Annotated in this window: 23 protein-coding genes; 17 read left to right on the top strand and 6 right to left on the bottom strand. The window is 68.0% G+C overall.

Features of this window, described 5'->3' with window-relative positions:
• The first annotated feature begins 11 nt into the window (after positions 1 to 11).
• From CFB39_RS30465 to CFB39_RS30450, 4 genes are read left to right on the top strand one after another with little or no spacing between them, the layout of a single operon-like run.
• A complete protein-coding gene (locus CFB39_RS30465) occupies positions 12 to 1,202 on the top strand; it encodes a methionine ABC transporter ATP-binding protein (RefSeq protein ID WP_089428997.1) in 1,191 nt (396 codons plus the stop codon).
• On the top strand, positions 1,195 to 1,851 hold the full coding sequence (locus tag CFB39_RS30460; protein ID WP_046546161.1) for a methionine ABC transporter permease: 657 nt from the start codon (positions 1,195 to 1,197) through the stop codon (positions 1,849 to 1,851). The genes CFB39_RS30465 and CFB39_RS30460 overlap by 8 nt, the downstream gene beginning before the upstream one ends.
• Positions 1,852 to 1,905: 54 nt before the next feature.
• A complete protein-coding gene (locus tag CFB39_RS30455; protein WP_089475734.1) occupies positions 1,906 to 2,748 on the top strand; it encodes a hypothetical protein in 843 nt (280 codons plus the stop codon).
• A complete protein-coding gene (locus tag CFB39_RS30450; protein WP_089475733.1) occupies positions 2,745 to 3,956 on the top strand; it encodes an acyl-CoA dehydrogenase family protein in 1,212 nt (403 codons plus the stop codon). Before CFB39_RS30455 ends, CFB39_RS30450 begins: the two co-directional genes overlap by 4 nt.
• Before the next feature lie 14 nt (positions 3,957 to 3,970).
• Here the strand turns inward: CFB39_RS30450 and CFB39_RS30445 are convergent, their stop codons facing one another.
• The gene (locus CFB39_RS30445) at positions 3,971 to 4,792 is read right to left on the bottom strand and encodes a hypothetical protein (RefSeq protein WP_089475732.1); all 822 of its coding nucleotides are present in this window, start codon (positions 4,790 to 4,792) and stop codon (positions 3,971 to 3,973) included.
• A 247-nt stretch (positions 4,793 to 5,039) separates the two neighbouring features.
• Here CFB39_RS30445 and zigA point away from each other — a divergent pair, with 247 nt between their 5' ends.
• Genes zigA through CFB39_RS30420 form a run of 5 tightly spaced genes read left to right on the top strand, consistent with a single transcriptional unit; the run spans position 5,040 to position 9,745 of the window.
• Positions 5,040 to 6,248, top strand: a complete 1,209-nt coding sequence (zigA, locus tag CFB39_RS30440; RefSeq protein ID WP_179257761.1) for a zinc metallochaperone GTPase ZigA — start codon at positions 5,040 to 5,042, stop codon at positions 6,246 to 6,248.
• Between the two features lie 58 nt (positions 6,249 to 6,306).
• On the top strand, positions 6,307 to 7,227 hold the full coding sequence (folE2, locus tag CFB39_RS30435) for a GTP cyclohydrolase FolE2 (RefSeq protein WP_179257760.1): 921 nt from the start codon (positions 6,307 to 6,309) through the stop codon (positions 7,225 to 7,227).
• Positions 7,221 to 7,799, top strand: a complete 579-nt coding sequence (locus tag CFB39_RS30430) for a 6-carboxytetrahydropterin synthase (protein WP_089475729.1) — start codon at positions 7,221 to 7,223, stop codon at positions 7,797 to 7,799. The genes folE2 and CFB39_RS30430 overlap by 7 nt, the downstream gene beginning before the upstream one ends.
• The gene (locus CFB39_RS30425; protein WP_089475728.1) at positions 7,799 to 8,359 is read left to right on the top strand and encodes a carbonate dehydratase; all 561 of its coding nucleotides are present in this window, start codon (positions 7,799 to 7,801) and stop codon (positions 8,357 to 8,359) included. The genes CFB39_RS30430 and CFB39_RS30425 overlap by 1 nt, the downstream gene beginning before the upstream one ends.
• Positions 8,360 to 8,362: 3 nt before the next feature.
• Positions 8,363 to 9,745 carry a dihydroorotase gene (locus CFB39_RS30420; RefSeq protein ID WP_089475727.1) on the top strand — a complete coding sequence of 461 codons (1,383 nt, stop codon included), beginning with the start codon at positions 8,363 to 8,365 and terminating at the stop codon, positions 9,743 to 9,745.
• Between the two features lie 7 nt (positions 9,746 to 9,752).
• Here CFB39_RS30420 and CFB39_RS30415 read toward each other — a convergent pair whose 3' ends face one another.
• Entirely contained in the window at positions 9,753 to 10,598 is an 846-nt protein-coding gene (locus tag CFB39_RS30415) for a helix-turn-helix domain-containing protein (protein WP_089475726.1), read from the bottom strand.
• 196 nt (positions 10,599 to 10,794) lie between these two features.
• Here CFB39_RS30415 and CFB39_RS30410 point away from each other — a divergent pair, with 196 nt between their 5' ends.
• Both CFB39_RS30410 and CFB39_RS30405 read left to right on the top strand, forming a co-directional pair.
• On the top strand, positions 10,795 to 11,757 hold the full coding sequence (locus CFB39_RS30410) for a DUF2167 domain-containing protein (protein ID WP_089475725.1): 963 nt from the start codon (positions 10,795 to 10,797) through the stop codon (positions 11,755 to 11,757).
• Entirely contained in the window at positions 11,754 to 12,479 is a 726-nt protein-coding gene (locus CFB39_RS30405) for a site-2 protease family protein (RefSeq protein WP_089462013.1), read from the top strand. The genes CFB39_RS30410 and CFB39_RS30405 overlap by 4 nt, the downstream gene beginning before the upstream one ends.
• A 78-nt stretch (positions 12,480 to 12,557) precedes the next feature.
• Here the strand turns inward: CFB39_RS30405 and CFB39_RS30400 are convergent, their stop codons facing one another.
• A complete protein-coding gene (locus CFB39_RS30400) occupies positions 12,558 to 13,937 on the bottom strand; it encodes an MFS transporter (protein ID WP_089475724.1) in 1,380 nt (459 codons plus the stop codon).
• A gap of 247 nt (positions 13,938 to 14,184) precedes the next feature.
• Here CFB39_RS30400 and CFB39_RS30395 point away from each other — a divergent pair, with 247 nt between their 5' ends.
• The gene (locus CFB39_RS30395) at positions 14,185 to 15,762 is read left to right on the top strand and encodes an aldehyde dehydrogenase (NADP(+)) (RefSeq protein ID WP_089475723.1); all 1,578 of its coding nucleotides are present in this window, start codon (positions 14,185 to 14,187) and stop codon (positions 15,760 to 15,762) included.
• A 256-nt stretch (positions 15,763 to 16,018) separates the two neighbouring features.
• Complete coding sequence (locus CFB39_RS30390) at positions 16,019 to 16,570, top strand: hypothetical protein (protein WP_089429010.1); 552 nt, start codon at positions 16,019 to 16,021, stop codon at positions 16,568 to 16,570.
• A 137-nt stretch (positions 16,571 to 16,707) separates the two neighbouring features.
• On the opposite strand, the gene kdgD is transcribed toward CFB39_RS30390, so the two are convergent.
• On the bottom strand, positions 16,708 to 17,622 hold the full coding sequence (kdgD, locus tag CFB39_RS30385; RefSeq protein ID WP_011546881.1) for a 5-dehydro-4-deoxyglucarate dehydratase: 915 nt from the start codon (positions 17,620 to 17,622) through the stop codon (positions 16,708 to 16,710).
• Between the two features lie 229 nt (positions 17,623 to 17,851).
• On the opposite strand from kdgD, the gene garD reads away from it, so the two are divergent.
• The 4 genes from garD to CFB39_RS30365 all read left to right on the top strand — a co-directional run bounded on the left by garD (position 17,852) and on the right by CFB39_RS30365 (position 21,252).
• Positions 17,852 to 19,405: a galactarate dehydratase gene (gene garD / locus CFB39_RS30380; protein ID WP_089475722.1), complete on the top strand. Its 1,554-nt coding sequence runs from the start codon at positions 17,852 to 17,854 to the stop codon at positions 19,403 to 19,405.
• A gap of 279 nt (positions 19,406 to 19,684) precedes the next feature.
• Entirely contained in the window at positions 19,685 to 20,086 is a 402-nt protein-coding gene (locus CFB39_RS30375; RefSeq protein WP_089475721.1) for a nuclear transport factor 2 family protein, read from the top strand.
• A 79-nt stretch (positions 20,087 to 20,165) separates the two neighbouring features.
• Entirely contained in the window at positions 20,166 to 20,621 is a 456-nt protein-coding gene (locus tag CFB39_RS30370) for an RbsD/FucU family protein (RefSeq protein WP_089475720.1), read from the top strand.
• 193 nt (positions 20,622 to 20,814) lie between these two features.
• Entirely contained in the window at positions 20,815 to 21,252 is a 438-nt protein-coding gene (locus CFB39_RS30365; protein WP_069260786.1) for a DoxX family protein, read from the top strand.
• 149 nt (positions 21,253 to 21,401) lie between these two features.
• Here CFB39_RS30365 and CFB39_RS30360 read toward each other — a convergent pair whose 3' ends face one another.
• Together CFB39_RS30360 and CFB39_RS30355 are read right to left on the bottom strand one after the other, a co-directional pair.
• A complete protein-coding gene (locus tag CFB39_RS30360) occupies positions 21,402 to 22,709 on the bottom strand; it encodes an MFS transporter (protein WP_089429015.1) in 1,308 nt (435 codons plus the stop codon).
• Positions 22,710 to 23,038: 329 nt separating this feature from the next.
• Complete coding sequence (locus CFB39_RS30355) at positions 23,039 to 24,175, bottom strand: branched-chain amino acid ABC transporter substrate-binding protein (RefSeq protein WP_089433550.1); 1,137 nt, start codon at positions 24,173 to 24,175, stop codon at positions 23,039 to 23,041.
• Positions 24,176 to 24,631: the final 456 nt, after the last annotated feature.

Here is a 24,631-nt window from a genome sequence, read left to right as displayed (position 1 = left end):
GGAGCGAAGCGATGACGCAATTGTTCGATACGCTGGGTTTCATTGAGACCTCGGCAGTACGTGCGGGAGCCGAGGCAACGGCACATGACGAAGCGGCCGCGTCGGCCGAATCGACCCGCGCCGGCGCCGCCGTATCGCTGGAGCAGGTCGGCAAGGTGTTCGCGACGCCGCGCGGCCAGGCCGCCGCGCTGCGCGACGTGACGCTCGACGTGCGGCGCGGCGAGGTTTTCGGGATCATCGGCCGCAGCGGCGCCGGGAAGTCGACGCTGCTGCGGCTCGTGAACGGGCTCGAGCGGCCGAGTTCGGGCCGCGTGCGCGTGCAGGGCGTCGACGTCGGCGCGCTCGACGAGAATGGGCTCGTCGCGCTGCGGCGCCGCACCGGCATGGTGTTCCAGCATTTCAACCTGCTGTCCGCGAAGACGGTGTTCGAGAACGTCGCGCTGCCGCTGAAGATCGCCGGCGTGCCGAAGGCCGAGCGCGTGCGCAAGGTCGAGGCGCTGCTCGACCTCGTCGGGCTCGCCGCGAAGCGCGACGCGTATCCGGCCAGCCTGTCGGGCGGGCAGAAGCAGCGCGTCGGCATTGCCCGCGCGCTCGTGCACGATCCGGAGGTGCTGCTGTGCGACGAGGCGACGTCGGCGCTCGATCCCGAGACGACGCAGTCGATCCTCGCGCTGCTCGCCGACATCAACCGTCGCCTCGGGCTGACGATCGTGCTGATCACGCACGAGATGGAAGTGATCCGCGCGGTGTGCGACACGGTCGCGGTGATCGAGCAGGGCGAAGTCGTCGAAACGGGCCCCGTGTGGCGCGTGTTCGGCGATCCGCGCCACGGCGCGACGCGCGCGCTGCTCAGCACGCTCGTGCACGACCTGCCGGCCGAACTGGCCGCGCGCGTGCAGCCGTTGCCGGCACAAGCCGCGTTGCCTGAAGGCGCGCAGGTCGTGCTCGACGTCCGCTATACGGGCGAGAGCGGCGGCGAGCCGGATGTCGGCGCGCTCGCGGTGGCGCTCGGCGGCTCGGTGCGTTTCCTGCACGGCGGGATCGAGCGCATCCAGGGGCACGCACAGGGGCGGCTCGTGATCGCGGCGGCACTGCGTGCGGACGACGCCGGCCAATCGACCGCCCGCGGCGGCGCGGTGGCCGCGCTGCTCGAACGCGCGCGTCGCCACGCGAATCACGCGGAGGTGCTCGGCTATGTTTGACCTCTGGTGGCCCGAACTGCTCGACGCGATCCGCGACACGTTGTCGATGGTTGCAGCGTCGGCCGTGATTGCCGCGCTGATCGGCATCCCGCTCGCGGTGATCCTCGTGACGACCGCGCCCGGCGGCATCTACGAGCGGCGCGGCGTGAATGCGGTGCTCGGCGCGCTCGTCAACGTGTTCCGCTCGACGCCGTTCATCATCCTGCTCGTCGCTTTGCTGCCGTTCACGCGCGTGCTGATCGGCACGACGATCGGCGTCTGGGCAGCCGTCGTGCCGCTGTCGATCGCCGCGATCCCGTTCTTCGCGCGGATCGCCGAGGTGAGCCTGCGCGAAGTCGACCGCGGGCTGATCGAGGCCGCGCTCGCGATGGGCGCGAAGCGCCGCCACATCGTCTGGCACGTGCTGCTGCCCGAAGCGCTGCCCGGCATGCTCGGCGGCTTCACCATTACCGTCGTCGCGCTGATCGGCTCGACGGCGATGGCGGGCGCCGTCGGCGCGGGCGGCCTCGGCGATCTGGCGATCCGCTATGGCTACCAGCGTTTCGACACCACCGTCATGGCGACCGTGATCGTGATCCTGATCGCGCTCGTCTCGGCCGTGCAAATCACGGGCGACCGCCTGGTCCGACGCGTGACCCGGCGTACCTGAGCGACGCCACAAGCGTCCGCTCGCTTCATTCATGATCCTGAGAGAAAGAAACCTATGACCTTGCCCATCGGCGCGCCGCGCGAATGGAACGGACAATTCGAGGAAGCGCTGTTTCTCGACGTGGCGCGACGCCATCGTCCTGACTTCCCGGCGAAGCTCGCCACGCCGCCGCGCGAGCCGCGCAACGACGACGAACTGGCCGCCGTCGCCGACTACTACACGAAGATGGCGTCGCACGACCTGTTCATCGTGCAGGTCGTCGCGAAGGCGATCGACACGCTGTTCCGCGACGATCCGCATTTCCAGCTGATCCTGTCGCGCCAGCTCGGCGACGACGGCGCGCACGCGGTGATCGGCCGCGAACGCGTGACCGAACTGACGGGGCGTGACCCGCTGCCGGAAGTCGACCGGCTCGTCGCCGCGCACTGGGCGCGCATCGGCGACATCGCGGTGCGCGACATCGCCGGCTTTCTCGCGTTCGAATGGCACTACGAGCTGCACATCCTCGCGAAGCTGTGGATCCAGCGCAAGACCGGCCGCATCGGCGATTCCGCGATGCGCGAGCATGGCGAGAACCGGATCCGGCCGGACGAGGAATGGCATCGCGTGCAGATCGTCCAGTGGTGGTTCGACACGTTGAAGGCGTTGCCGCCAGCCGAACGCGATGCGCTGATCGATCGCGTGATCGCGGCCGATGAGGAAACGCAGGCGCGGCTCGACGGTTACCTGCACGACGAGTACGCGCATACCGCACACGTGTTCGGCGCGGATATCGCCGAATACCGCGCGATCTACGACGACTGGCGGCGCGAGATCCTGTCGCGGCTGACCGGCCGCACGCTCGACGCGCTGGTGCCGCTGTCGGGTGAAGCGGTTGCGCAGGAAGCCGTCGCATGAACGATCCACGCGGCCCGGCGACCTTTGCGCCCGATACCGATGCCCCGGCCTTCGACCACGCCGCGCTGGCGCGCGCGATCGACGCGTTGCGCACCACGGCCGCCGCGCGCGACCGCGCGGGCGGTCATGCGGCACAGGAGAAGCAGTGGCTCGCCGATGCGGGCCTGCTGTCGCTCGCGGTGCCGCGTGCGTTCGGCGGGCAGGAAGCCGCGTGGCCCGGGATCTACGACGCGATCCGGCAGATCGCGCGCGTCGACAGCGCGCTCGCGCATCTCGTCGGATTCCAGTGCCTGCAGGTGGTGAGCGTCGACGTGTGGGGCAACGCCGCGCAGCGCGAACGTTACCTGCGTGGCACGGTCGAGCAGCAATGGTGGTGGGGCAATGCGGTCAATCCGCTCGACACGCGGCTCGTGGCCACGGCCACGCCTGACGGCGGCTACCGGCTCGATGGCGTGAAGGGTTTCTGTTCGGGCACGCGCGGCTCGCAGCGCATGACGGTGTCCGCGCACGATCCGGACACCGGCCGCACCGTGTTCGGCGTGGTGCCGACCGATCGCGCGGGGATCACGGTCAACGAAGACTGGGATCCGATCGGCCAGCGCCAGACCGACAGCGGCAGCGTGCGCTTCGACGGCGTGACGCTTGCGGCGGACGAGGTGCTGCACCGTTCCGAGACGCCGCCGACCCCGCGCGCGACGCTGCGCACGCTCGTGTCGCAGCTCGTGCTGACCAACCTGTTCGTCGGGCTCGCGGAAGGCACGCTGGCGGAAGCGCGCGACTACGTGCTGAAGCATGGCCGCCCGTGGATCCAGTCGGAGGTCGCTCAGGCGAGCGACGATCCGTACACGCTGCAGCGCTTCGGCGACATGCGCGTGCGGGCGATCGCCGCGGCGGCGCTGGCCGATCGCGCGGCTGCGGCGTTGCAGCGTGCGTGGGCGCGGCAGGATGCGCTGACGGCGGACGAGCGCGCCGAGGTGGCGCTCGCGGTATCGGAGGCGAAGATCGTCGCGCAGCGCGCGGCGCTCGAGAACGGCGAGGCGCTGTTCGACGCCTGCGGCGCACGCGCGACAGCCGCGTCGCTCGGCCTCGACCGCTTCTGGCGGAATGCGCGCACGCATACGCTGCACGATCCGCTCGACTACCGGCTGCGGGATGTCGGCCGGTTCGCGTTGACGGGCGAGTTGCCGCAGGCGTCGCTCTATACGTAAGTGAGCGCGCGCGGTTACTGGTCGACGGTAGGCAAGGTGTCCGGCGGCACGGCCACCGGGGTGGACGCGGGCACAGGCTGGCTGGCCAGCGGTGCGCCGCCGTCCACGCCGGCGCGCTTGAACGACACCAGTTCGTTCGAGTAGCGCGCATTGCGCATCCCGTTCGCGTCGTAGAACTCCTCGACCGACTTGACCCAGCGTCCGACCGCCGGCACGTACCAGAACGCCATGTAGGTCTTGCCGGTCCCTTCCGCCGTTCCGTTGTTGTGGCTCTGCATCACGATCGTCGAGCCGTTCGCGTTGCGTGACACGCCGGACGTGACCGATTGCCCCGGCGCGAGCTGGGCCTTCCACATACCTTCGGCCTCGATCTTGATTGCATCGAACTTGCCGCCCGCTACGGTGACGGTGTCGGGGCCGACGACCTTGTAATGCGTGTCGTACGCCTCCGACGCGTGCCGCGCATTCGGGTGCGACTCGCTGTACTTGACCTCCCACGTCTTGCCGACCGTCAGCGGAAACGCCAGCGGACGGTTCACCACGGTGTCCGTGCCGTTGACGCTGCGCGAACGGCTCCAGTCCGCATCGACGATCAACTCACGCGGCGCCTGCGTCGTGCCGCTCTGCTGCGTTTCGACGTAGATGTGCTCGGACGTCGTGCGCTGCACGGAAATCTGGTCGCGCGTCTGGCGCCAGCCATTCGGGCCGATTTCGACGGTGTTGATGTAGGTCCAGGTATCGCCAGGCTTCAGCACGGGGGCCGCGATCGATTGGGCGAGCGCGACGCCGGGCAGCGTGGCGCACAGTGACAACGCAGCAAGTATTTTCGTTTTCATGGTGTGTGGGGGCCATCGGTCTCGCCGGAGAGCTTACCAATCACACCTTTCAATCGGCATGCCGTGCGCGATGCCGCTGCCGCTCGCGTAGAACCCGCGCCCGCGCCTCATCGCTCGATCGCGCGTAGGACTGATCGACGGGGCCGCTGGTCACAGTCACGGCCTGCTGGACGTCCGAAATGATATGTTATATCGTTGCGATACAATATATCATTCTCTCCTCAACGTCCTCGACCGGAATCGCCCGATGAGTGCTGCACTCCAACCGCCCGCGCGGCTTCCCGTGACCGTCCTGTCCGGCTTCCTCGGCGCCGGCAAGACGACGCTGCTCAACCACATCCTGAACAATCGCGAGGGCCGGCGCGTCGCGGTCATCGTCAACGACATGTCCGAGGTCAACATCGACGCCGCGCTCGTGCGCGACGGCGGCGCGGGGCTGTCGCGCACCGACGAGAAGCTGGTCGAGATGAGCAACGGCTGCATCTGCTGCACGCTGCGCGAGGATCTGCTGATCGAGGTCGACCGGCTCGCGCGCGAAGGGCGGTTCGACCAGCTCGTGATCGAATCGACCGGCATCTCGGAGCCGCTGCCGGTGGCCGAGACGTTCACGTTCGAAGGCGAGGATGGCCGCAGCCTCGGCGAAGTCGCGCGGCTCGACACGATGGTGACGGTGGTCGATGCGTTCAATTTCCTGCGCGACTACGCGTCGCGCGACAGCCTGCAGTCGCGCGGCGAATCGATGGGCGAGGAGGATGCGCGCACGGTCGTCGATCTGCTGATCGACCAGATCGAGTTCTGCGACGTGATCGTGATCAACAAGATCGACCTGATCGACGCAAGCGCGCGCGAGCGGCTGGTCGCGCTGCTGCGCGGCTTGAACCCGCGCGCACGGATCGAGATCGCCGAATTCGGCAAGGTGCCGCTCGAGCGCGTGCTCGACACGGGCCTGTTCGACTTCGAAGCCGCATCGCGCGCACCGGGCTGGCTGCAGGAGATGCGCGGCACGCACACGCCCGAGACCGACGAATACGGCATTCGCAGCTTCGTCTATCGCGCGCGTCGGCCGTTCCATCCGCAGCGTTTCTTCGATCTCGTCGAAAGCGAATGGCCCGGCGTTGTGCGCTCGAAGGGATTCTTCTGGCTCGCCACCCACCCGACCGTTGCCGGTTCGTGGTCGCAGGCCGGTGCGGTCGCGCGGCACGGGCCGGCCGGCTACTGGTGGGCGGCCATGCCGCCCGAGCGCTGGCCGCAGGACGCGGAAGCCGTCGCGCAGATCCGCGCGCGCTGGGACGAGCACGTCGGCGATGCGCGGCAGGAACTCGTGCTGATCGGCATGGACATGGACGAGCCCGCGCTGCGCGCGCGCTTCGACGCGTGTCTGCTGACCGACGCCGAGATGGCCACCGGCCCCGAACACTGGACCACGTGGGACAACCCGTTTCGCGACTGGCCCTGACCTGAACGCGCTTCCTGCATCGATCCGGATGGAGAAGGCGCTCCACCGGATTCCGAGCATGAACGCACCCCTTCCCGATATTTCCCTGACCGATGCCGCGCCGGGCGGCCGCCCGCTCGAATGGGTCGGCATGCAGGGCATCGACCTGCCCGTTGCCGTGGCCGAGCCCGGCTGCCGGCGCGACGTGCATGCGCGCGCCGACGTGCAGGTCGATCTGCCTGCGCCGCACGTGAAGGGCATCCACATGTCGCGGCTGTACCGGCTGCTCGACGGGCTCGATGATGGCGCGGCGCTGTCGCCGGCCGGCCTTCAGCGTGTGCTGCATGCGATGGTCGACAGCCATCGCGACTGCGACACGCGCAGCGCGCGGCTCCGGTTGCGCTTCGACTTGCTGGCGCGCCGCGCCGCGCTGGTGACCGACGGGCTGGCCGGATGGAAAGCCTATCCGGTCCGGCTCGACGCGACGCTGACCGGCTCCCGGTTCGCGCTGCGCGCGCAGGTGACGGTCGTCTATTCGTCGACGTGCCCGTGCTCGGCCGCGCTGTCGCGGCACTGGGTCGAGCAGGCGTTCCTGGCGGCATTCGGCCGCGACGATCGCGTGGAGCCGGCCGCAGTCGCCGCGTGGCTGAAGCGGCACGCGACGGCGGCCACGCCGCACAGCCAGCGCAGCGAAGCCGTCGTCAGCGTGGCGCTGCCCGACGATGGCGCGACGCTGGGGCTGATCGACCTGATCGATCGCATCGAGCACGCGCTCGGCACGCCGGTGCAGACGGCCGTCAAGCGCGCGGATGAGCAGGCCTTCGCGGTGCTGAACGGCGGCAACCTGATGTTCGTCGAGGATGCCGCGCGCCGGGTCCAGGCCGCGCTGGACGGCCACCATGCGACCCCGCACGTGCACGTGCGCCATCTGGAAAGCCTGCATCCGCACGATGCGGTGGCCTGGGCCGCGCCGGTGCGCGAAGGCGGCGACGCATGCTGATCCGCAAGCTGTTCCGCTTCGAGAACGCGCACGTCGTGCGCGGCTGCAGCACGCGGCGCTGCTCGCATTCGATCCACGGCCATTCGTACCGCGTCGAGCTGTTGCTGGAAGCGCACGCGCTGGATCACGGGCAGATGATCTACGACTTCGGGCTGCTCAAGGGCGACGTGCGCGACCTGATCGACGCGTTCGATCACGCCGTGACGCTGTGGTCGGATGACGACCCGTGCTATGTCGAGAGCATGCGCCGGCATTCCGAGCGCTGGGTGCTGCTGCCCGTGTCGCCGAGCGCCGAGCAGTTCTCGCGCGTGTTCTTTCGCCTCGTCGATGCGGCGCTGTCCGGCACCCGCATGACGAACGGCGAAGCCGACGTGCGGCTGCATTCGATCATCGTTCACGAGACCGAGACCGGTTACGCGCAGTGCTTTCGCGACGATGCGTTCAACCCGCGCATGGGCCGCATCGACCTGGACGACATCGTGTTCGCGCCGGCCATCGCCGGACAGTGGCGCGATCCGGGCCTGTTCGAGCGGATCAAGCGCGGCCGCCCCATTTCAAGGCAGGAATCCTGATGATCAGAAAGAACCCGCGCGGCGACCTGCCGCAGATTCATCCGAGCGCCTTCGTCGATCCGACCGCCATTCTGTGCGGGCTCGTGATCGTCGAGGAGAACGTGTTCATCGGCCCGTACGCGGTGATCCGCGCCGACGAAACGGATGCCGGCGGCCGGATCGCGCCGATCGTGATCGGTGCGCATTCGAACATCCAGGACGGCGTGGTGATCCATTCGAAGTCGGGTGCGAGCGTCACCATCGGCGAGCACACGTCGATCGCGCATCGCGCGATCGTCCACGGGCCGTGCAAGGTCGGCAACGGCGTGTTCGTCGGCTTCAACAGCGTGCTGTTCAACTGCACCATCGACGACGGTTGCGTGGTGCGCTACAACGCGGTCGTCGACGGCTGCCATCTGCCGCCGGGTTTCTACGTGCGTTCGACCGAGCGCATCGGGCCGGAAACCGATCTCGCCGCGTTGCCTCAGGTGACGGCCGACGCGAGCGATTTCTCCGAGGATGTCGCACGCACGAACAACGCGCTGGTGCTGGGCTACAAGCACATTCAGAACGAGTTCTGAATCATGGACGAGCCCATTCGACGTGAAGCGGGCACGAGCGACGCGCTGAAGCGACGTCACGCCGACCTGCTCGTGCATGGCGGCACCGCGATGACACCCAACGGAGCCGAGCGGATCGACATCGCGTGCGTGGGCGGCCGTGTCGTCGCGCTGGGCGCGTTGCACGGCACGTGGAGCGCCGACGTCCTGCTGGATGCCGGCGGCCTGCACGTGTTGCCGGGCGTCGTCGACAGCCAGGTGCATTTCCGCGAACCGGGCTTGACGCACAAGGAGACCCTCGAGGCCGGCACGCGCGGCGCGGTGCTCGGCGGCGTCACGACGATCTTCGAGATGCCCAACACGCATCCGCTGACGCTGACCGCGCAGGATCTGCAGGCCAAGCTGGATCTTGCGCGCGGCCGTGCATGGTGCGACTACGCGTTCTACATCGGCGGCTCGGCCGCGAACGCCGAACGGCTGCCGGTACTCGAAAACCTGCCGGGCTGCGCGGGGGTGAAGGTCTTCATGGGCAGTTCGTTCGGCGACCTGCTGGCCGACGACGAAGCCGTGTTGCGCCGGATCGTGCGCAACGGGCGGCGTCGCATGGCCGTGCACGCGGAAGACGAGGCGCGGCTGCGCGAACGCCGGGCGCTAGCCGAAGCGAGCGGCGACGTGCGTGATCATCCTCGCTGGCGCGACGAGGAAAGCGCGCTGGCCGCGACGCGGCGCATCGTCGGGCTGGCTGCCGAGACGGGCCGCCGGCTGCATGTGCTGCACGTGTCCACCGCCGGCGAAATGGCGTTCCTCGCGCGGAACCGGCAGCGCGTGACCGTCGAGGTCACGCCGCATCACCTGAGCCTGTACGCGCCCGATTGCTACGAGCGGCTCGGCACGTTCGCGCAGATGAATCCGCCGGTGCGCGAGCGGCATCATCAGGACGCGCTGTGGCAGGCCGTTCGCGATGGCGTGGTCGACGTGATCGGCAGCGATCACGCGCCGCATACGCGCGATGAAAAACGCCGGCCCTATCCGCAGTCGCCGAGCGGGATGACCGGCGTGCAGACACTCCTGCCGCTGATGCTCGATCACGTGCAAGCGGGGCGCCTGAGCCTCGAACGGCTGGTCGACCTGACCAGTGCCGGGCCGGCGCGTATCTTCGGCATCGCGGGGAAAGGGCGCATTGCGGCCGGCTACGATGCCGATTTCAGCATCGTCGACTTGCGTGCGCGTCGCATCATTCGGGACGAATGGATTGCCAGCGTGAGCGGTTGGACGCCCTACGACGGTTGTGCGGTTACAGGCTGGCCCGTGCACACGGTCGTGCGCGGGCAGGTCGTGGTGCGCGAAGGCGAGCTGAACGGGGAGCCGGCAGGGCAGGCCGTGACGTTTCTGGATGCGGCGGGTTAGCCGCGCATTACGCCGGCAACGCATCCGCCAGCGCCCGCATGGCCTCCACCGTCTCCGGGTTCGCCGGAAAGAACGCCTCGATCGCGAGTTCCGACAGCGTCACGTCGACCGGCGTGCCGAACACCGTCGTCGTGCTGAAGAACGTCAGTTCGCCGGCCGCCGTGCGCAGCCGCAGCGGCACGGCGATCTCCGCGAAGTCGGTGCGCGCGAGCGTGTCGTCGGACTGGCCGGCCGGCGCCGGATACGCGGCGAGTTCGTCGCGCAGCGTGTGCAGCGTGCGGTCGCCGCTCGCATCGATCTGCCGCTGCAGCCGATGCAGGATGTGCGCGCGCCATTCGTGCCAGTTGACGATCTGCGACGCGAGCCCGTCCGGATGCAGGCTCAGCCGCAGCACGTTGACGGGCGGCTGCAGCAGCGCCGGATCGGCTTGCGCGACCAGCGCACCGAGCATCCGGTTCGCCGCGAGCAGCGTCCAGTGGCGGTCCACGGCGAGCGCCGGATAAGGCTCGTGGCCGCGCAGCACGGCTTCGACCGCATGGCGCGCGGCATCCAGTTGCGGATCCGAAAACGGCCGTTCGCGGAACAGCGGCGCGAAGCCGGCCGCGACGAGCAGCGCATTGCGCTCGCGCAACGGCACGTCGAGGCGCTCGGCGAGATGCAGCACCATCTCGCGGCTCGGCTGCGCGCGGCCCGATTCGACGAAGCTCAGGTGGCGCGCGGAGACGTCCGCGTCGAGCGCGAGCGCCATCTGGCTCAGGCGCCGGCGTTGCCGCCACGTGCGCAGCAGCGGGCCGATGCCTGGCGTGCGGCCGGCGGACGGGGAGGGCGAATGGAGGGCGGCGGTCGGGTTCATGTGGCAGATGATAGGCAATCCCGCGCAGCTTGGGCATTACCTCGGACGTAAGCATCGCGCCGTTCCCCGGGCGTGTCACCGCGCTGCGTTACCATAGCCCCCGTGCCAACTGAGAGACGACGCCGGACCCGCGATTGAAAACGCCTGGGCCGGTGTCGTGCATATTTACGACAAGGCATTCCAGGGGAATCCAACAATGAAAAAACTTGCCGTCCGGCTCGCCTGCGTGGCGACGCTCGCATTCGCCGCGACCACCGGCCACGCGCAGACCGAAGCTGCGCAGGTGGAAATGAGGGCCGCCGCCGCGGCCGCCAACGACGCGGTCGTGAAGGGCCCGACCGACATCGACGTAAAACACGAAGCCGTGCTGAAGCTGAAAGCCGGCGAATCGTTCGTGCCGGCTGCCGAAGCCGGCCGCTACCTGCGCTCGATGGGCAACTCGATCGACGAATCCAAGCTGGTCGGCCTCGTGCTGCCCGACGATCCCGATGCCGACTGGATCTCGGTCGTGTCGTTCGAGCCGAGCGGCTATATCCGCGATGACGACGCGAAGGACTGGAAGCCCGACGAATTGCTGAAGAGCCTGCAGTCCGGCACCGAGGAAGACAACCCGGGGCGCAAGGAGCGCGGCCTGCCGGAGACCGAGGTGGTCGGCTGGGCGAAGGCGCCCGCGTACGACGCGGCCACGCACCGGCTCGTGTGGTCGGCGATCATCCGCGACAAGGGCGCGGCCCCGAACGCCGAGAACGACGGCGTGAACTACCGGACGCTCGTGCTCGGCCGTGACGGCTACCTGTCGCTGACGATGGCGTCGACGCTTGCCGACCTGCCGAAATACAAGGCGTCGGCCGACGAGCTGCTGTCGAACATCCGCTTCAACGACGGCAAGCGCTACGCCGATTTCAACAAGTCGACCGACCACGTCGCCGAGTACGGCCTCGCGGCGTTGATCGTCGGCGTCGGCGCGAAGAAGCTCGGCCTGCTCGCGCTGATCGGCGCGTTCGCGGTGAAGTTCTTCAAGATCGGTGCGGTCGCGCTGCTGGCCGGTGGTGCGGCACTGAAGCGCTTCTTCGGGCGCAAGCCGAAGGCGGCCGCGGTACCGGCCGTCGCCGAGGCATCCAGCGTCTCCGACGCATCCGGCATGGAGCGCAAGGAATGACGAAGCTGTTGCTGCTGATCTTCGGCGGCCTCAAGCTCGGCAAGGTGCTGATGTCGGCGGGCACCATGCTGGCATCGATCGCGGTCTACGCGCTGTTCTACGGCTGGCGGTTCGCGGCCGGTTTCGTGGCGCTGCTGCTGGTGCACGAGGCCGGCCACTACATCGCCGCGCAGCGGCGCGGGCTCGACGTCGGGCTGCCGACCTTCATCCCGTTCGTCGGCGCGTGGATCCAGCTGAAGGAGATGCCGCACGACGCGGAAACCGAAGCGTACGTCGGGCTCGCCGGGCCGTTCGTCGGCACGCTCGGCGCGCTGGCCTGCTACGCGGCCGCGCGCCACACCGACAGCAACCTGCTGCTCGCGCTGTCGTACACGGGCTTCTTCCTGAACCTGTTCAACATGATTCCGCTGTCGCCGTTCGACGGCGGGCGGATCACCGCGGTGCTGTCGCCGCGCATCTGGTTCGCGGGCGTGCCGGTGCTGATCGCGCTGTTCGTGTATCGCCCGAGCCCGTTGCTGATCGTGATGGCGATCCTCGCGCTGCCGCAGCTGAAGCGTGCGTGGCGCTACGATCCCGACGCGCCGGAGAACCGCGTGTACTACGCGACGTCGATCGAGACGAAGACGACGTACGCGCTCTGCTACGTGGGCCTGCTCGCGTTCCTCGCGCTGATGACGTCCGGCGTGCACGACATGCTGCGCGTCGCGCATTCGTCGATCTGACAGCGGATACCTGAGGTCGAATGCGACGACGGCGGCCGCTTTCATGCGGCCGCCGTTGTCTTGTCTTGAAGCTGAACGTCAGGCGTCGCGATGACGCAGTTCGACGCGTTTGATGTCCTTCACGATCACGAGATAGCTGAACACGGTGACGAGCGCGTTCAGCCCGACGAACACGAGCGCGCCGTTGAACGAGCCGCTCGCGCCGACGAGGTAGCCGATCGCGATCGGCGCGATGATGCCGGCCGTGTTGCCGAACATGTTGAACAGGCTGCCCGACAGGCCGATCGCTTCCTTCGGCGCGGTATCCGCGACGACGGCCCAGCCCAGCGAGCCGATCCCCTTGCCGAAGAACGACACGGCCATCAGCACGATCACCAGTACTTCGCTGTCGACGTAGTTGCAGCCGATGATGACCATCGACAGCGCCATCCCGCCGACGATCGGGATCTTGCGCGCGAGCGTGAGCGACACGCCGCGGCGGATCAGTCCGTCCGACAGCATCCCGCCGAGCACGCCGCCGAGGAACCCGCAGATCGCGGGCAGCGACGTCATGAAGCCGGCCTTCAGCAGCGACATCCCGCGCGCCTGCACGAGATAGATCGGGAACCACGTGAGGAAGAAGTACGTGAGCACGTTCACGCAGTACTGGCCAAGGTACACGCCGATCAGCATCCGGTTCGACAGCAGCTGGCGCACGTAGTACCAGCCGGCCACGCGGCTGCTTTCGGAGCGCGCGCCGTTGCTGCTGCGTGCAGCGGTGCGCACGAGGCCGCCGCCTTGCTCGATATGCTCGAGTTCGGCGCGGTTCACGGCCGGATGGTCGGCCGGATCCTTCATGACCCGCAGCCACAGGAACGCGAGCGCGATGCCCGCGAGGCCGAGCCACAGGTACACCTGGTGCCAGCCGTACGCATGCGTGAGCCACGCCATCAGCGGCGAGAACACCACGGCCGCGAAGTACTGCGCGGCGTTGAAGATCGCCGACGCGGTGCCGCGTTCGGCGGTCGGGAACCAGCTCGCGACCACTTTCGCGTTCGCCGGAAAGGCGGGGGCTTCGGCGATGCCGACCGCGAAGCGCATCGCGAACAGCGCGGCGACCGCGAACGCGGCGCTGCCGCCGAGGCCGATCGTGCTCTGCAGCAGCGTGAACGCCGACCACAGGAAGATGCTGGCCGCATACACGCGCCGCGCGCCGAAGCGGTCGAGCAGCCAGCCGCTCGGCAGTTGCGCGAGCACGTACGCCCAGCTGAACGCCGAGAAGATGTAGCCCATCGTCACCGGATCGATGCCGAATGCCTTGCGGATCGGCGTGCCGGTGATCGACAGCGTCGCGCGGTCCGCATAGTTGAGCGTCGTGACGACGAACAGCATCGCCAGGATCCAGTAGCGCACGGCGGTCCGGCGCGCGGTGCGCGCGAGGTTGAGCGGAAGCTCGCGAGAAGGGGTTTGATTAGGCACTTTAATGTATGTCGTCGTATGACTTGTCGACAGTTTATTGGCAATGATCAGAGGCAGAAACCTCGGGTTTTCCCTCTGGATGGTGGTGCGAAAGGGTGGAAATCCCAGATATTGGCGTGTGAAATAAGGGTTTTGCGCGTGTCGGCGCCAACCCGACAATTGACGCGAATATTGAGGTTAGGTGGGCGGACATCATATCTGTTGAGCTACAATGAGCGATCTATTCCCGAACCACGGAGCACACCCCATGCAACTGACTGGAGAGATGCTGATCGGCGCCGAAACGGTCGCCGGCTCGGCCGGTACCTTGCGCGCGTTCGACCCGTCGAAGGGCGAGCCGATCGACGCGCCGGCGTTCGGCGTTGCGGCGCAGGCCGACGTCGACCGCGCATGCGAACTCGCGCGCGATGCGTTCGACGCGTACCGCGCGCAGCCGCTCGCGGCCCGTGCGGCGTTTCTCGACGCGATCGCGGATGAAATCGTCGCGCTCGGCGACGCGCTGATCGAGCGCGCGCACGCCGAAACGGGCCTGCCCGTCGCGCGGCTGCAGGGTGAGCGTGGCCGCACCGTCGGCCAGCTGCGGCTATTCGCGCGCGTCGTGCGCGACGGGCGCTTCCTCGCCGCGTCGATCGATCCCGCGCAGCCGGCGCGTACGCCGCTGCCGCGTTCGGACCTGCGGCTGCAGAAAGTCGGGCTCGGGCCCGTCGTCGTATTCGGGGCGAGCAATTTCCCGCTCGCGTTCTCGGTGGCCGGCGGCGATACGGCGTCGGCGCTCGCGGCCGGCTGCCCGGTGATCGTGAAGGCGCACGAGGCGCACCTCGGCACGTCCGAGCTGGTCGGCCGCGCGATCCGCGCCGCCGTCGCGAAAACCGGCATGCCGGCGGGCGTGTTCTCGCTGCTGGTCGGCCCCGGCCGCGTGATCGGCGCGGCGCTCGTCAGCCATCCGGCGGTCCAGGCGGTCGGCTTCACGGGGTCGCGGCAGGGCGGCATGGCGCTCGTGCAGCTCGCGAACGCGCGCCCGCAGCCGATTCCCGTCTACGCGGAAATGAGCAGCATCAACCCCGTCGTGCTGTTCCCGGCGGCACTTGCCGCGCGCGGCGACGCGATCGCGACGGGCTTCGTCGATTCGCTGACGCTGGGCGTCGGCCAGTTCTGTACCAACCCGGGCCTCGTGCTCGCGATCGACGGCCCCGATCTCGACCGCTTCGAAACCGTCGCCGCGCAGGCGCTCGCGAAGAAGCCGGCCGGCGTGATGCTCACGCGCGGCATCGCAGATGCGTATCGCAACGGCCGCGGCAAGCTGGCCGAACTGCCGGGCGTGCGCGAGATCGGCGCGGGCGAGGCGGCGCAGACCGACTGCCAGGCCGGCGGCGCGCTGTACGAAGTCGGCGCGCAGGCGTTCCTGGCCGAGCCGGCGTTCAGCCATGAGGTGTTCGGGCCGGCGTCGCTGATCGTGCGTTGTCGCGATCTCGACGAAGTCGCGCGCGTGCTCGAGGCACTCGAAGGCCAGCTGACGGCCACGCTGCAGATGGACGCCGACGACAAGCCGCTCGCGCGCCGGCTGCTGCCGGTCCTCGAACGCAAGGCGGGTCGCCTGCTGGTCAACGGCTACCCGACCGGCGTCGAGGTGTGCGATGCGATGGTGCACGGCGGACCGTTCCCGGCCACGTCGAATCCGGCCGTCACGTCGGTCGGTGCGACGGCGATCGAGCGTTTCCTGCGGCCGGTGTGCTACCAGGATTTCCCGGACGATCTGCTGCCGGAAGGGTTGCAGGAAAGCAATCCGCTCGCGATTCCGCGGCTGCGGGACGGGAAGGCGGAGTAATCGGCACGTACGACTGATGGCGTCATGACGGCGGTCAATGCGCCGATTACATGCCTGAAATCGGAAAGGCGGAGGTAGCCGGTCGGCTGCTTCCGCCTTTTTTTCGTGCTTCGGAAACTGTCGGAGAACGGATGCATGCCACCCCGGCAGACTTTCGCCGCTCCCGCTTTTCTCCTACAGTACCGAAGCCCCGGGTCGACCGACCTGCGGGCGAAGCCTGAGAGATCCAGAAAAAGTCTAAAAGGGTACCGAATCCATGAATATCAACAAACGTGGCGACCACCTGTTCGCGGCCGGATTGTGGAAAGCGATCGGCGACGTCGCGAAATCCGTGCGCACCCAGATCGGCCAGTACAGCGAAGGACGCGTGCTCGCGAATGCACTGCTGGAATTCCAGCGCGACCTGGGCGGCAGCGAATTCGACATCACGATCAACCAGGGGCGGCTCGTCACGGGTTCCGACGCGCATTCGCTCGTGTTCGGTCAAGCCGTTCGCCGTTTCCGGCAGGACATGGAAGCGCTGGTGTTCGCGCTCCAGTACCGGCGCGGCATCGATGAACGCGATCCGGGCCTGCGCACCGAAGCGTTGATGCAGGCGAACAGCCAGCTCGCGACCGCGAAGCAGTCGGCGACGATCACGGTCGGCCGGTTCTTCGACGCGGTCGTTGACCGCGACGTACTCGGGCAGATCCTTGGCAGCGAATCGAATTCGCGCGCGCGATCGGGTGCGCAGGACCAGATCGAGGCGACACGCGTCAAGCTGGGGAACGTGCGTTACCGGATCGTCGGGGTCATCGCGCAGATGTGACGGTGGCGACACGCATTGCGGCGGATGCGTGCGTCATCGCGGAAAGCGCGCAAAAGGTCGCGGCCGGCGAATGCCGGCCGCGATGTAGCACTGCCGGCGCGGTGTCAATGAAGACGTGCGCCGCCGACGAACACCGCTTATTGCGGCCCCATCTTCTTGATCAGCACGTCGAGCTCCGCCGCTTCTTCATCGGTGAGATCGACGAGCGGCGCGCGCACCGGGCCTGCGTCATGGCCGACGAGCTTCGCGCCCGCCTTCACGATGCTGACCGCATAGCCCGCGCGGCGATTGCGGATCTTCAGGTACGGCAGGAAGAATTCGTCGATCAGGCGGCCGACCGTGGCGTGGTCGTCCTTCGCGATCGCTTCGTAGAATGCCATCGCCGTCTTCGGGATGAAGTTGAACACGGCCGACGAATACACCGGCACGCCGAGCGCCTTGTATGCGGCCGCATAGACTTCGGCTGTCGGCAGGCCGCCGAGGTACGCGAAACGGTCGCCGAGGCGCCGGCGGATCGTCACCATGCTTTCGATTTCGCCGACACCGTCCTTGAAGCCGATCAGGTTCGGGCAACGATCGGCGAGGCGCTCGAGCATGTCGGCGTTCAGCTTCGAATTCGCGCGGTTGTACACCACGACACCGATCTTCAGCGCACGGCACACCTGCTCGACGTGGTCGGCGATCCCTTCCTGGCTGGCTTCGGTCAGGTAATGCGGCATCAGCAGCACGCCGCTCGCGCCGAGGCGCTCGGCCTCCTGCGCATATTCGATCGCGACGCGCGTCGCGCCGCCCGCGCCGGCGAGGATCGGCACCTTGCCCTTGCAGGTTTCCGTCGCGACACGGATCACGTCCGAATACTCGCGCTGCGTGAGCGAGAAGAATTCACCGGTGCCGCCGGCCGCGAACAGCGCGCTCGCACCGTACGGCGCGAGCCATTCCAGGCGCTCGGCATAGGTGGACGGGCGGAAGCTGCCGTCGGCGTCGAAATCCGTCAGCGGAAACGACAGCAGGCCGTGGGAAATGATCTGTTTGAGTTCTTGCGGTGAGGTCATGGTTGGGTCGTCCGTCTAGCGCGAGTGCTGGGTTCGTTGGGAACGGCATACGAGCCACATTGGCGATGTCGTTGTATGTCATCGTACAACGAGGGGAGGGGCGACGCAAGCGGTTTGCTGCTCGATAAATAGTAGGGTCTTTCCGGATAAGGGTTTACGCAGCATCGCCGAGCAAGGTCGAATGTCGTATGATGACTAACGATATGGCCGATAGCCTCCAGGAATTCCGATGACTGCTTCCCCGCTCTATATCCGTGTGCATCCGGACGACAACGTCGCGATCGTCGTCAACGACGGCGGCCTGCCCGAGGGCGCGACGTTCGCCGACGGGCTGACGCTGCGCGAAGGCGTGCCGCAGGGGCACAAGGTTGCGCTGGTCGATCTCGCGGCCGGCGACCCGATCGTCCGCTACAACGTGGTGATCGGCTATGCGCTGGTCGAGCTGCGCCGCGGCAGCTGGGTCAACGAGCGCACGATGCGCATGCCCGAGCCGCCGGGGCTCGACGACCTGCCGCTCGCGACGCGCGCCGCGCCGCCGCTGCCGCCGCTCGAAGGCTATACGTTCGAGGGCTTCCGCAATGCCGACGGCTCGGTCGGCACGCGCAACATCCTCGCGATCACGACGACCGTGCAGTGCGTGTCGGGCGTCGTCGAGCACGCGGTGAAGCGGATCAAGGCCGAGCTGCTGCCGCGCTACCCGAACGTCGACGACGTGGTCGGGCTCGAGCACACGTACGGTTGCGGCGTGGCGATCGACGCGCCCGACGCCGACATCCCGATCCGCACGCTGCGCAACATCAGCCTGAATCCGAACTTCGGCGGCGAGGTGATGACCGTGAGCCTCGGCTGCGAGAAGCTGCAGCCCGAGCGCCTGCTGCCGCCCGGCACGATTCCGGTCGCGGCCGACGGTGCGACCGACAACGGCGGCGTGGTGTGCCTGCAGGACGCCGCGCACGTCGGCTTCAACTCCATGATCGACTCGATCATGACGATGGCCGAATCGCATCTCGAGCGGCTCAACCGCCGCCGCCGCGAAACGTGCCCGGCATCGGATCTCGTCGTCGGCGTGCAGTGCGGCGGCAGCGATGCGTTCTCGGGGCTCACCGCGAACCCGGCCGTCGGCTTCGCGGCCGACCTGCTGGTGCGCGCGGGCGCGACGATCATGTTCTCCGAGGTGACGGAAGTGCGCGATGGCGTCGCGCAGCTCACGTCGCGCGCGGCGACCGAGGACGTGGCGCGCGAGATCATCCGCGAGATGGACTGGTACGACCGCTACCTGCAGCGCGGCCGCGTCGACCGCAGCGCGAACACGACGCCCGGCAACAAGAAGGGTGGCCTGTCGAACATCGTCGAGAAGGCGATGGGCTCGATCGTGAAGTCGGGCAGCGCGCCGATCGCCGGCGTCGTGCGTCCCGGCGATCGCGCGAAGCAGAAGGGGCTGCTGTACGCGGCGACACCCGCGAGCGATTTCATCTGCGGCACGCTGCAGCTCGCGGCCGGGATGAACCTGCATATTTTCACGACCGGCCGCGGCACGCCGTACGGTCTCGCGCAGGTGCCGGTGATCAAGGTCGCGACGCGCAGCGACCTCGCGCGCCGCTGGCACGACCTGATGGATCTCGACGCGGGGCAGATCGCGACCGGCGCGGCCACGATCGAGGACACCGGCTGGGCACTGTTCCGGCTGATGCTCGATGTCGCGAGCGGCAAGCGCCGCACGTGGGCCGAGCAGTGGAAGCTCGCGAATGCGCTGACGCTGTTCAACCCGGCGCCGGTGACCTGACACGCGCGGCTGTTGCCGCCGGACGAAGCGGGCGCCCGAGGGCGCCCGTTTTCATTTCGGCGGAGCACGTGTCGGCTGGATGTCCACGATGAGGAGAACTGATGCATGGCGGGCGACGTCCGGCGTGCGGAGCAGCCATGGGCTCGAAGCGACCGGCGCGATTTCCTTACCCCGCACGTAATCGACCGCCCGCGCGCGGCCGGCGACGATGTCTGCACGCGAACACGCAACACGCCACGTTCGCGACATCGTCCTCTCATCGACCCAAGGAGCCTCGCCATGAACACCGCCCAATCCGCTTCGTCCGCATCGTCGGTTCACGCCGACCTGATCGACCGCTACTTCGACGCCTGGAACGAACCCGACGTCGCGCGCCGCCGTGCGCTGATCGACGCGACCTACGCGAGCGACGCGGCCTATCGCGATCCGCTGATGGCCGGCGACGGCCACGCGGGCATCGACGCGATGATCGCGGCCGTGCAGGCGCGTTTCCCCGCGTTCCGTTTCCGCCGCACGACCGACGTCGACGGCTTCGGCAAGCACCTGAGGTTCTCGTGGGCGCTCGTGTCGCCCGACGGCGCGGCGATCGTGAAGGGCTCGGACTTCGGCACCGTCGACGCGTCGGGCCGCCTCGCATCGGTCACGGGTTTCATCGACGAAATGCCGGCCGCGGCGTCGTGACGCGAGCGACGCATGCGCAGCGGCCACCGGGATCGGGTAACGTTATGCGGTTTGTTCCTGATCCCGGAGACTAGCCGACATGCTGAAGAATCTCGACCCGCTGCTGCACGCCGACATCCTGCACACGCTGCGCGCGATGGGCCACGGTGACGAAATCGCGATCTGCGATGCGAATTTCCCGGCGGAATCCGTCGCGGAGCACACGGTGGTCGGCCGCGCGTTGCGGATCGACGGTGCCGATTCGGCGCGCGTCGTGCGCGCGGTGCTGTCCGTGCTGCCGCTCGACACGTTCGTCGACACCCCCGCGTGGCGGATGGAAGTCGTCGGCGATGCGGCGGCGGTGCCGCCCGTGCAGCGCGAAGTGCAGGCCGAGATCGACCATGCGGAAGGGCGCGCGGTGCCGCTCGCGGGCATCGACCGGTTCGCGTTCTACGAGCGCGCGCAGCAGGCCTACGCGGTGATCGTCACCGGCGAGCTGCGCGGCTACGGCTGCTTCATCTTCAAGAAGGGCGTGTTGTTGAGCGACGCGGGCTAAACGCCTTTTCATCCCGCCGCCTTCGGGCCGCGCGGCCGCCGCCGTGTAAAGATTTGCTACAACCTTTTTCTTGGACACGGCCGAAACTCTGTCTATGCTGGCCCATTTGCCGCGGGCCCCGCAGGGTCGCGCGGCGCCGAACCGCCCGGGCGCGCCCCGCGCGGGCGGCCGAATTGCATACGAGGAGAGAGGCATGACGCGTTCCGTCGATTCCGGCGTCATTTTTTTCGCGCGCCTGGCGCTGGCGGCGTTGTTCCTGTGGGGCGGCGTGATGAAGCTGCTCGGCTACGGCGATTTCATCGGCTACCTGCATGGGCTGAACGTGCCGTATCCGCAGGTGATCGGGCCGATCGTCGTCGCGATCGAGGGGCTCGGCGGGCTGCTGCTGATCGTCGGCTACAAGGTGAAACCGCTCGCACTGCTGATGGCGTTCTACACGGTCGCGACCGCGATGGTCGGGCACAATTTCTGGGACGCGACGGACGCCGCGGTCCAGCACGACATGGTGATCCATTTCTGGAAGAACATCGCGATCGCTGGCGGTTTCCTGCTGCTGTTCGTCACCGGCGCCGGCGGCGCGAGCATCGACGGCCTGCGCCGGCCGAGTACGACGTACGGCAGCCTGCGCTGATCGCACATCCTCGCGCCGTCGCCGTCGCCGTTGCGCTGAAGCAGAACAAAAGGGCCGAATCCCGCGGGATTCGGCCCTTTGTTCATGGAGCGCGTGCATTCGGTCATTCAATGCGGCGCTGGACGCTACCGCACGCGCACCGTCGCCGCTCAGTGCGGCGAATCCTCCTTCGCATCCTTCGAGAACTGCACGGCGATCGCGCCGACCACGCAGATCGCCGCGACGTACACCACCGGTGCGAGCGGATTCGACTTCATCATCAGCGACACGATCACCGGCGTGAGGCCGCCGAAGATCGCATACGCGACGTTGTACGAGAACGAGATGCCCGAGAAGCGCACGACGGCCGGGAAGCTCTTGACCATCACGAACGGCACCGCGCCGATCGTGCCGACCATGAAGCCCGCGATCCCGTAGTAGAGCGGCAGCGTCGACGCATCCGCCGCGACCTGCACGAACAGCAGGTAGTAGCACGCGGCCAGCCCGATGCCGCCGATGCCGAGCACGCGCTTCGCGCCGATCCAGCCCGCGAGCGAACCCGCGGTGATGCAGCCGGCCGTCAGGCACAACGTCGCGACGCTGTTCGCGAACAGCGTCGTCGCGGGTGTCAGGTGGAACTGCTTCTGCAGCAGCGCAGGCGTCATCAGGATCACGACGACGATCGCGGCCGACAGCATCCACGTGAGCAGCATCGACACGATCACCGCGCGGCCGTGGTCGCGCAGCACGGCCTTCAGCGGAATCTCGGCCGCGAGCGCCTTCTTCGCCTTCATCTCGGCGAACACCGGCGTCTCGTGCAGCCAGCGGCGCAGGTACACCGAAAACAGGCCGAACACGCCGCCGAGCAGGAACGGGATGCGCCACGCGAACGCGCCGACTTCGGCGCTCGAGTAACGGCTGTTGATGCCGGCGGCGACCAGCGAGCCGAGCAGGATGCCGGCCGTCAGGCCCGCGGTCAGCGTGCCGCACGCATAGCCGATGTGGCGCGACGGCACGTGCTCGGACACGAACACCCATGCGCCCGGCACTTCGCCGCCGACGGCCGCGCCCTGCAGCACGCGGAACAGCAGCAGCAACACCGGCGCGAGGATGCCGATCGTGTCGTAGGTCGGCAGCAGGCCCATCAGCAGCGTCGGCACGGACATCATCAGCACGCTCAGCGTGAACATCCGCTTGCGGCCGAACAGGTCGCCGAAGTGCGCCATGATCACGCCGCCGAGCGGGCGCGCGAGGTAGCCGGCCGCGAAGATGCCGAACGTCTGCAACTGGCGCAGCCAGTCGGGAATGTCGTGCGGGAAGAACAGTTGCCCAATCGCCGGCGCGAAGAACACGAAGATGATGAAGTCGTAGAACTCGAGGGCGCCGCCGAGTGCGGCAAGGCCAAGGGTCTTGTAGTCGCTGCGCGTGAGCGCGCGTTCGGCGGCGCGAGGCACGCCGCTCAATTCGGAAGCTTGCATGGTCAGGACGATTGGTTTTCGAATAGTGTTGTCGGTGCTGCGTCTCCAGGGCCCGCTTTTCGGCATGGACTGACAAGGCGCGGCTTGCGTCGTCGAAGCGTGCCGCGTGCCGGGTGAGGCACGAAACACGCGCCGCCGCACCGGGATGGGGCGCGGCGGAGACGAAGCGTCAAAGCGGGTGGGGGGATTCTACAGGAGCGCGAAATGCACGCGCGTGGGTGCGCGCCGAGGAACGGTTCGGACCGCGAAGCCGAGGCAGACGCAGAAGCGCGCGCGGCGCGGGCGGCCGGTGAGCCGCTGACGCGCCGCGCGGGGCAGGGTTTTGCGTATCAGTTGCCGGCGATCGTATCGACCGGCTTGAACGCGCCGTGCTCGACCTTGTAGATCGTCACCGGCGCATCCCTCAGGTCGCCTTTCGTGTCGTACGCGATGCTGGGGGCCGACACGCCCTTGACCGACACCTTGCCGAGATACGGCGTGTACACCTTCGGGTCGGTCGAGTTCGCGTCCTTCATCGCGGTGAGCAGCGCGATCGTGCCGTCGTACGAGTACGGCGAGTAGGTGATCACGTCCTCGTTGAAGCGCGCCTTGTAGCGTGCCGCGTAGCCGGCGAAGCCGGGCATCTTTTCCTTCGGCAGCCCGCCCATGTAGACGATCGCGCCTTCGGCCGCGTCGCCGCCGACCTTCAGGAACGTCGGCGAACGCGACATCTCGCCCGTCACGAACGCCGACTTCATCCCGAGTTGGCGCATCTTGCGGATCATCGGCGACGATTGCGCGTCGCCGCCGCCGTAGAAGATCGCGTCCGGGTTCATCCCCTTGAGGTTGGTCAGGATCGCGGAGAAATCGAGCGCCTTGTCGTTCGTGAAGTCGCGCTTGATGATCGTGCCGCCCGCCGCTTCGACGGCCTTCGCGAATTCGTCGGCGATGCCCTGGCCGTAGGCCGTGCGGTCGTCGATGATCGCGATGCGCTTGAAGCGCAGCGTCTTCACCGCGTACGTGCCGACGATGCGGCCCGCCTGCGCGTCGCTCGTCAGCAGCCGGTAGGTCGTCTTGTAGCCGCGCGCCGTGTATTGCGGCGACGTGGCCATCGAGATCTGCGGCAGCCCCGCGCGATCGTACAGGTCGGACGCGGGAATGCTCGTGCCCGAGTTGAAGTGTCCGATGATCCCGCGGACGTTGTCGTCGATCAGCCGCTGCGCGACGGTCGTGCCGGTGCGCGGGTCGGCCTGGTCGTCCTGCGAGTCGAGCTGGAACGTGACGGGCTTGCCGCCGATCGTCGGACGCGTCGCGTTGAAATCGGCGATCGCGAGCTGCACGCCCTTCTGCATGTCCGTGCCGTAGTTCGACTGCGGGCCGGTCAGCGGTGCGGCGAAACCGATCTTGACGACGTCGGCGGCGATGGCGTGCGCGCCCGATAGTGCGCAGGCAGCGGCCAGCGCGACGTGCGATACCTTCAGCTTCACTTTCACTTCCCCTTGATGGCGTGGTTGGGCCGCCGCCGGCTGGCGGGTCGGCGCCGGTAAACCGGGCGAGACGGTTCGGTCGGCAGGCCGATGCGAGGGCCATGCGTGCGTGCCGCGTGCTGCCCGGGCTGTGCCGGAATCGGCGCAGCTTATGGCCGATGCCGCAGGCCATGCATGCCGATTGCTGCCGCGGCGTGAGGTCGTCTCGTGACCGTGAAGCGAAGTCTAGATAGCGAAAATGCGTGCGTCTTGCGCGTTCGATGCGCGGCCGGCGACGATATCGGCATATCGTCGATAACCCTGATATATGCCGAAATCGTCACGCCGAATGCGCAAACGCGCCAAGACGCTGCACGTTCGCATTTCTATGCTGGCGAGTTCGGGCGTACGGTGCCGGTGTGCGAATGCGCCAGTCCGCGCGTGGCGTGTCGGCACCGGCGCACGCGTAGTGGCTGC

Source organism: Burkholderia sp. AU6039 (genome assembly GCF_002223365.1).
In the GTDB taxonomy this organism is placed as follows: Bacteria; Pseudomonadota; Gammaproteobacteria; order Burkholderiales; family Burkholderiaceae; genus Burkholderia.
Note: the sequence above shows the minus strand (reverse complement) of the source record. Positions and strands in the feature narration are given on the sequence as shown.

Excerpts from the sequence above, each read along its gene's own strand:
- kdgD (WP_011546881.1), bottom strand. The coding sequence starts at position 17,622 with ATGACCTCACCGCAAGAACTCAAACAGATCATTTCCCACGGCCTGCTG.
- zigA (WP_179257761.1), top strand. The coding sequence starts at position 5,040 with ATGAGTGCTGCACTCCAACCGCCCGCGCGGCTTCCCGTGACCGTCCTG.
- CFB39_RS30425 (WP_089475728.1), top strand. The coding sequence starts at position 7,799 with ATGATCAGAAAGAACCCGCGCGGCGACCTGCCGCAGATTCATCCGAGC.
- CFB39_RS30405 (WP_089462013.1), top strand. The coding sequence starts at position 11,754 with ATGACGAAGCTGTTGCTGCTGATCTTCGGCGGCCTCAAGCTCGGCAAG.
- CFB39_RS30420 (WP_089475727.1), top strand. The coding sequence starts at position 8,363 with ATGGACGAGCCCATTCGACGTGAAGCGGGCACGAGCGACGCGCTGAAG.
- CFB39_RS30365 (WP_069260786.1), top strand. The coding sequence starts at position 20,815 with ATGACGCGTTCCGTCGATTCCGGCGTCATTTTTTTCGCGCGCCTGGCG.
- CFB39_RS30410 (WP_089475725.1), top strand. The coding sequence starts at position 10,795 with ATGAAAAAACTTGCCGTCCGGCTCGCCTGCGTGGCGACGCTCGCATTC.
- CFB39_RS30375 (WP_089475721.1), top strand. The coding sequence starts at position 19,685 with ATGAACACCGCCCAATCCGCTTCGTCCGCATCGTCGGTTCACGCCGAC.
- CFB39_RS30430 (WP_089475729.1), top strand. The coding sequence starts at position 7,221 with ATGCTGATCCGCAAGCTGTTCCGCTTCGAGAACGCGCACGTCGTGCGC.
- CFB39_RS30445 (WP_089475732.1), bottom strand. The coding sequence starts at position 4,792 with ATGAAAACGAAAATACTTGCTGCGTTGTCACTGTGCGCCACGCTGCCC.
- CFB39_RS30450 (WP_089475733.1), top strand. The coding sequence starts at position 2,745 with ATGAACGATCCACGCGGCCCGGCGACCTTTGCGCCCGATACCGATGCC.
- CFB39_RS30455 (WP_089475734.1), top strand. The coding sequence starts at position 1,906 with ATGACCTTGCCCATCGGCGCGCCGCGCGAATGGAACGGACAATTCGAG.
- CFB39_RS30395 (WP_089475723.1), top strand. The coding sequence starts at position 14,185 with ATGCAACTGACTGGAGAGATGCTGATCGGCGCCGAAACGGTCGCCGGC.
- folE2 (WP_179257760.1), top strand. The coding sequence starts at position 6,307 with ATGAACGCACCCCTTCCCGATATTTCCCTGACCGATGCCGCGCCGGGC.
- garD (WP_089475722.1), top strand. The coding sequence starts at position 17,852 with ATGACTGCTTCCCCGCTCTATATCCGTGTGCATCCGGACGACAACGTC.
- CFB39_RS30360 (WP_089429015.1), bottom strand. The coding sequence starts at position 22,709 with ATGCAAGCTTCCGAATTGAGCGGCGTGCCTCGCGCCGCCGAACGCGCG.
- CFB39_RS30390 (WP_089429010.1), top strand. The coding sequence starts at position 16,019 with ATGAATATCAACAAACGTGGCGACCACCTGTTCGCGGCCGGATTGTGG.
- CFB39_RS30370 (WP_089475720.1), top strand. The coding sequence starts at position 20,166 with ATGCTGAAGAATCTCGACCCGCTGCTGCACGCCGACATCCTGCACACG.
- CFB39_RS30460 (WP_046546161.1), top strand. The coding sequence starts at position 1,195 with ATGTTTGACCTCTGGTGGCCCGAACTGCTCGACGCGATCCGCGACACG.
- CFB39_RS30465 (WP_089428997.1), top strand. The coding sequence starts at position 12 with ATGACGCAATTGTTCGATACGCTGGGTTTCATTGAGACCTCGGCAGTA.
- CFB39_RS30415 (WP_089475726.1), bottom strand. The coding sequence starts at position 10,598 with ATGAACCCGACCGCCGCCCTCCATTCGCCCTCCCCGTCCGCCGGCCGC.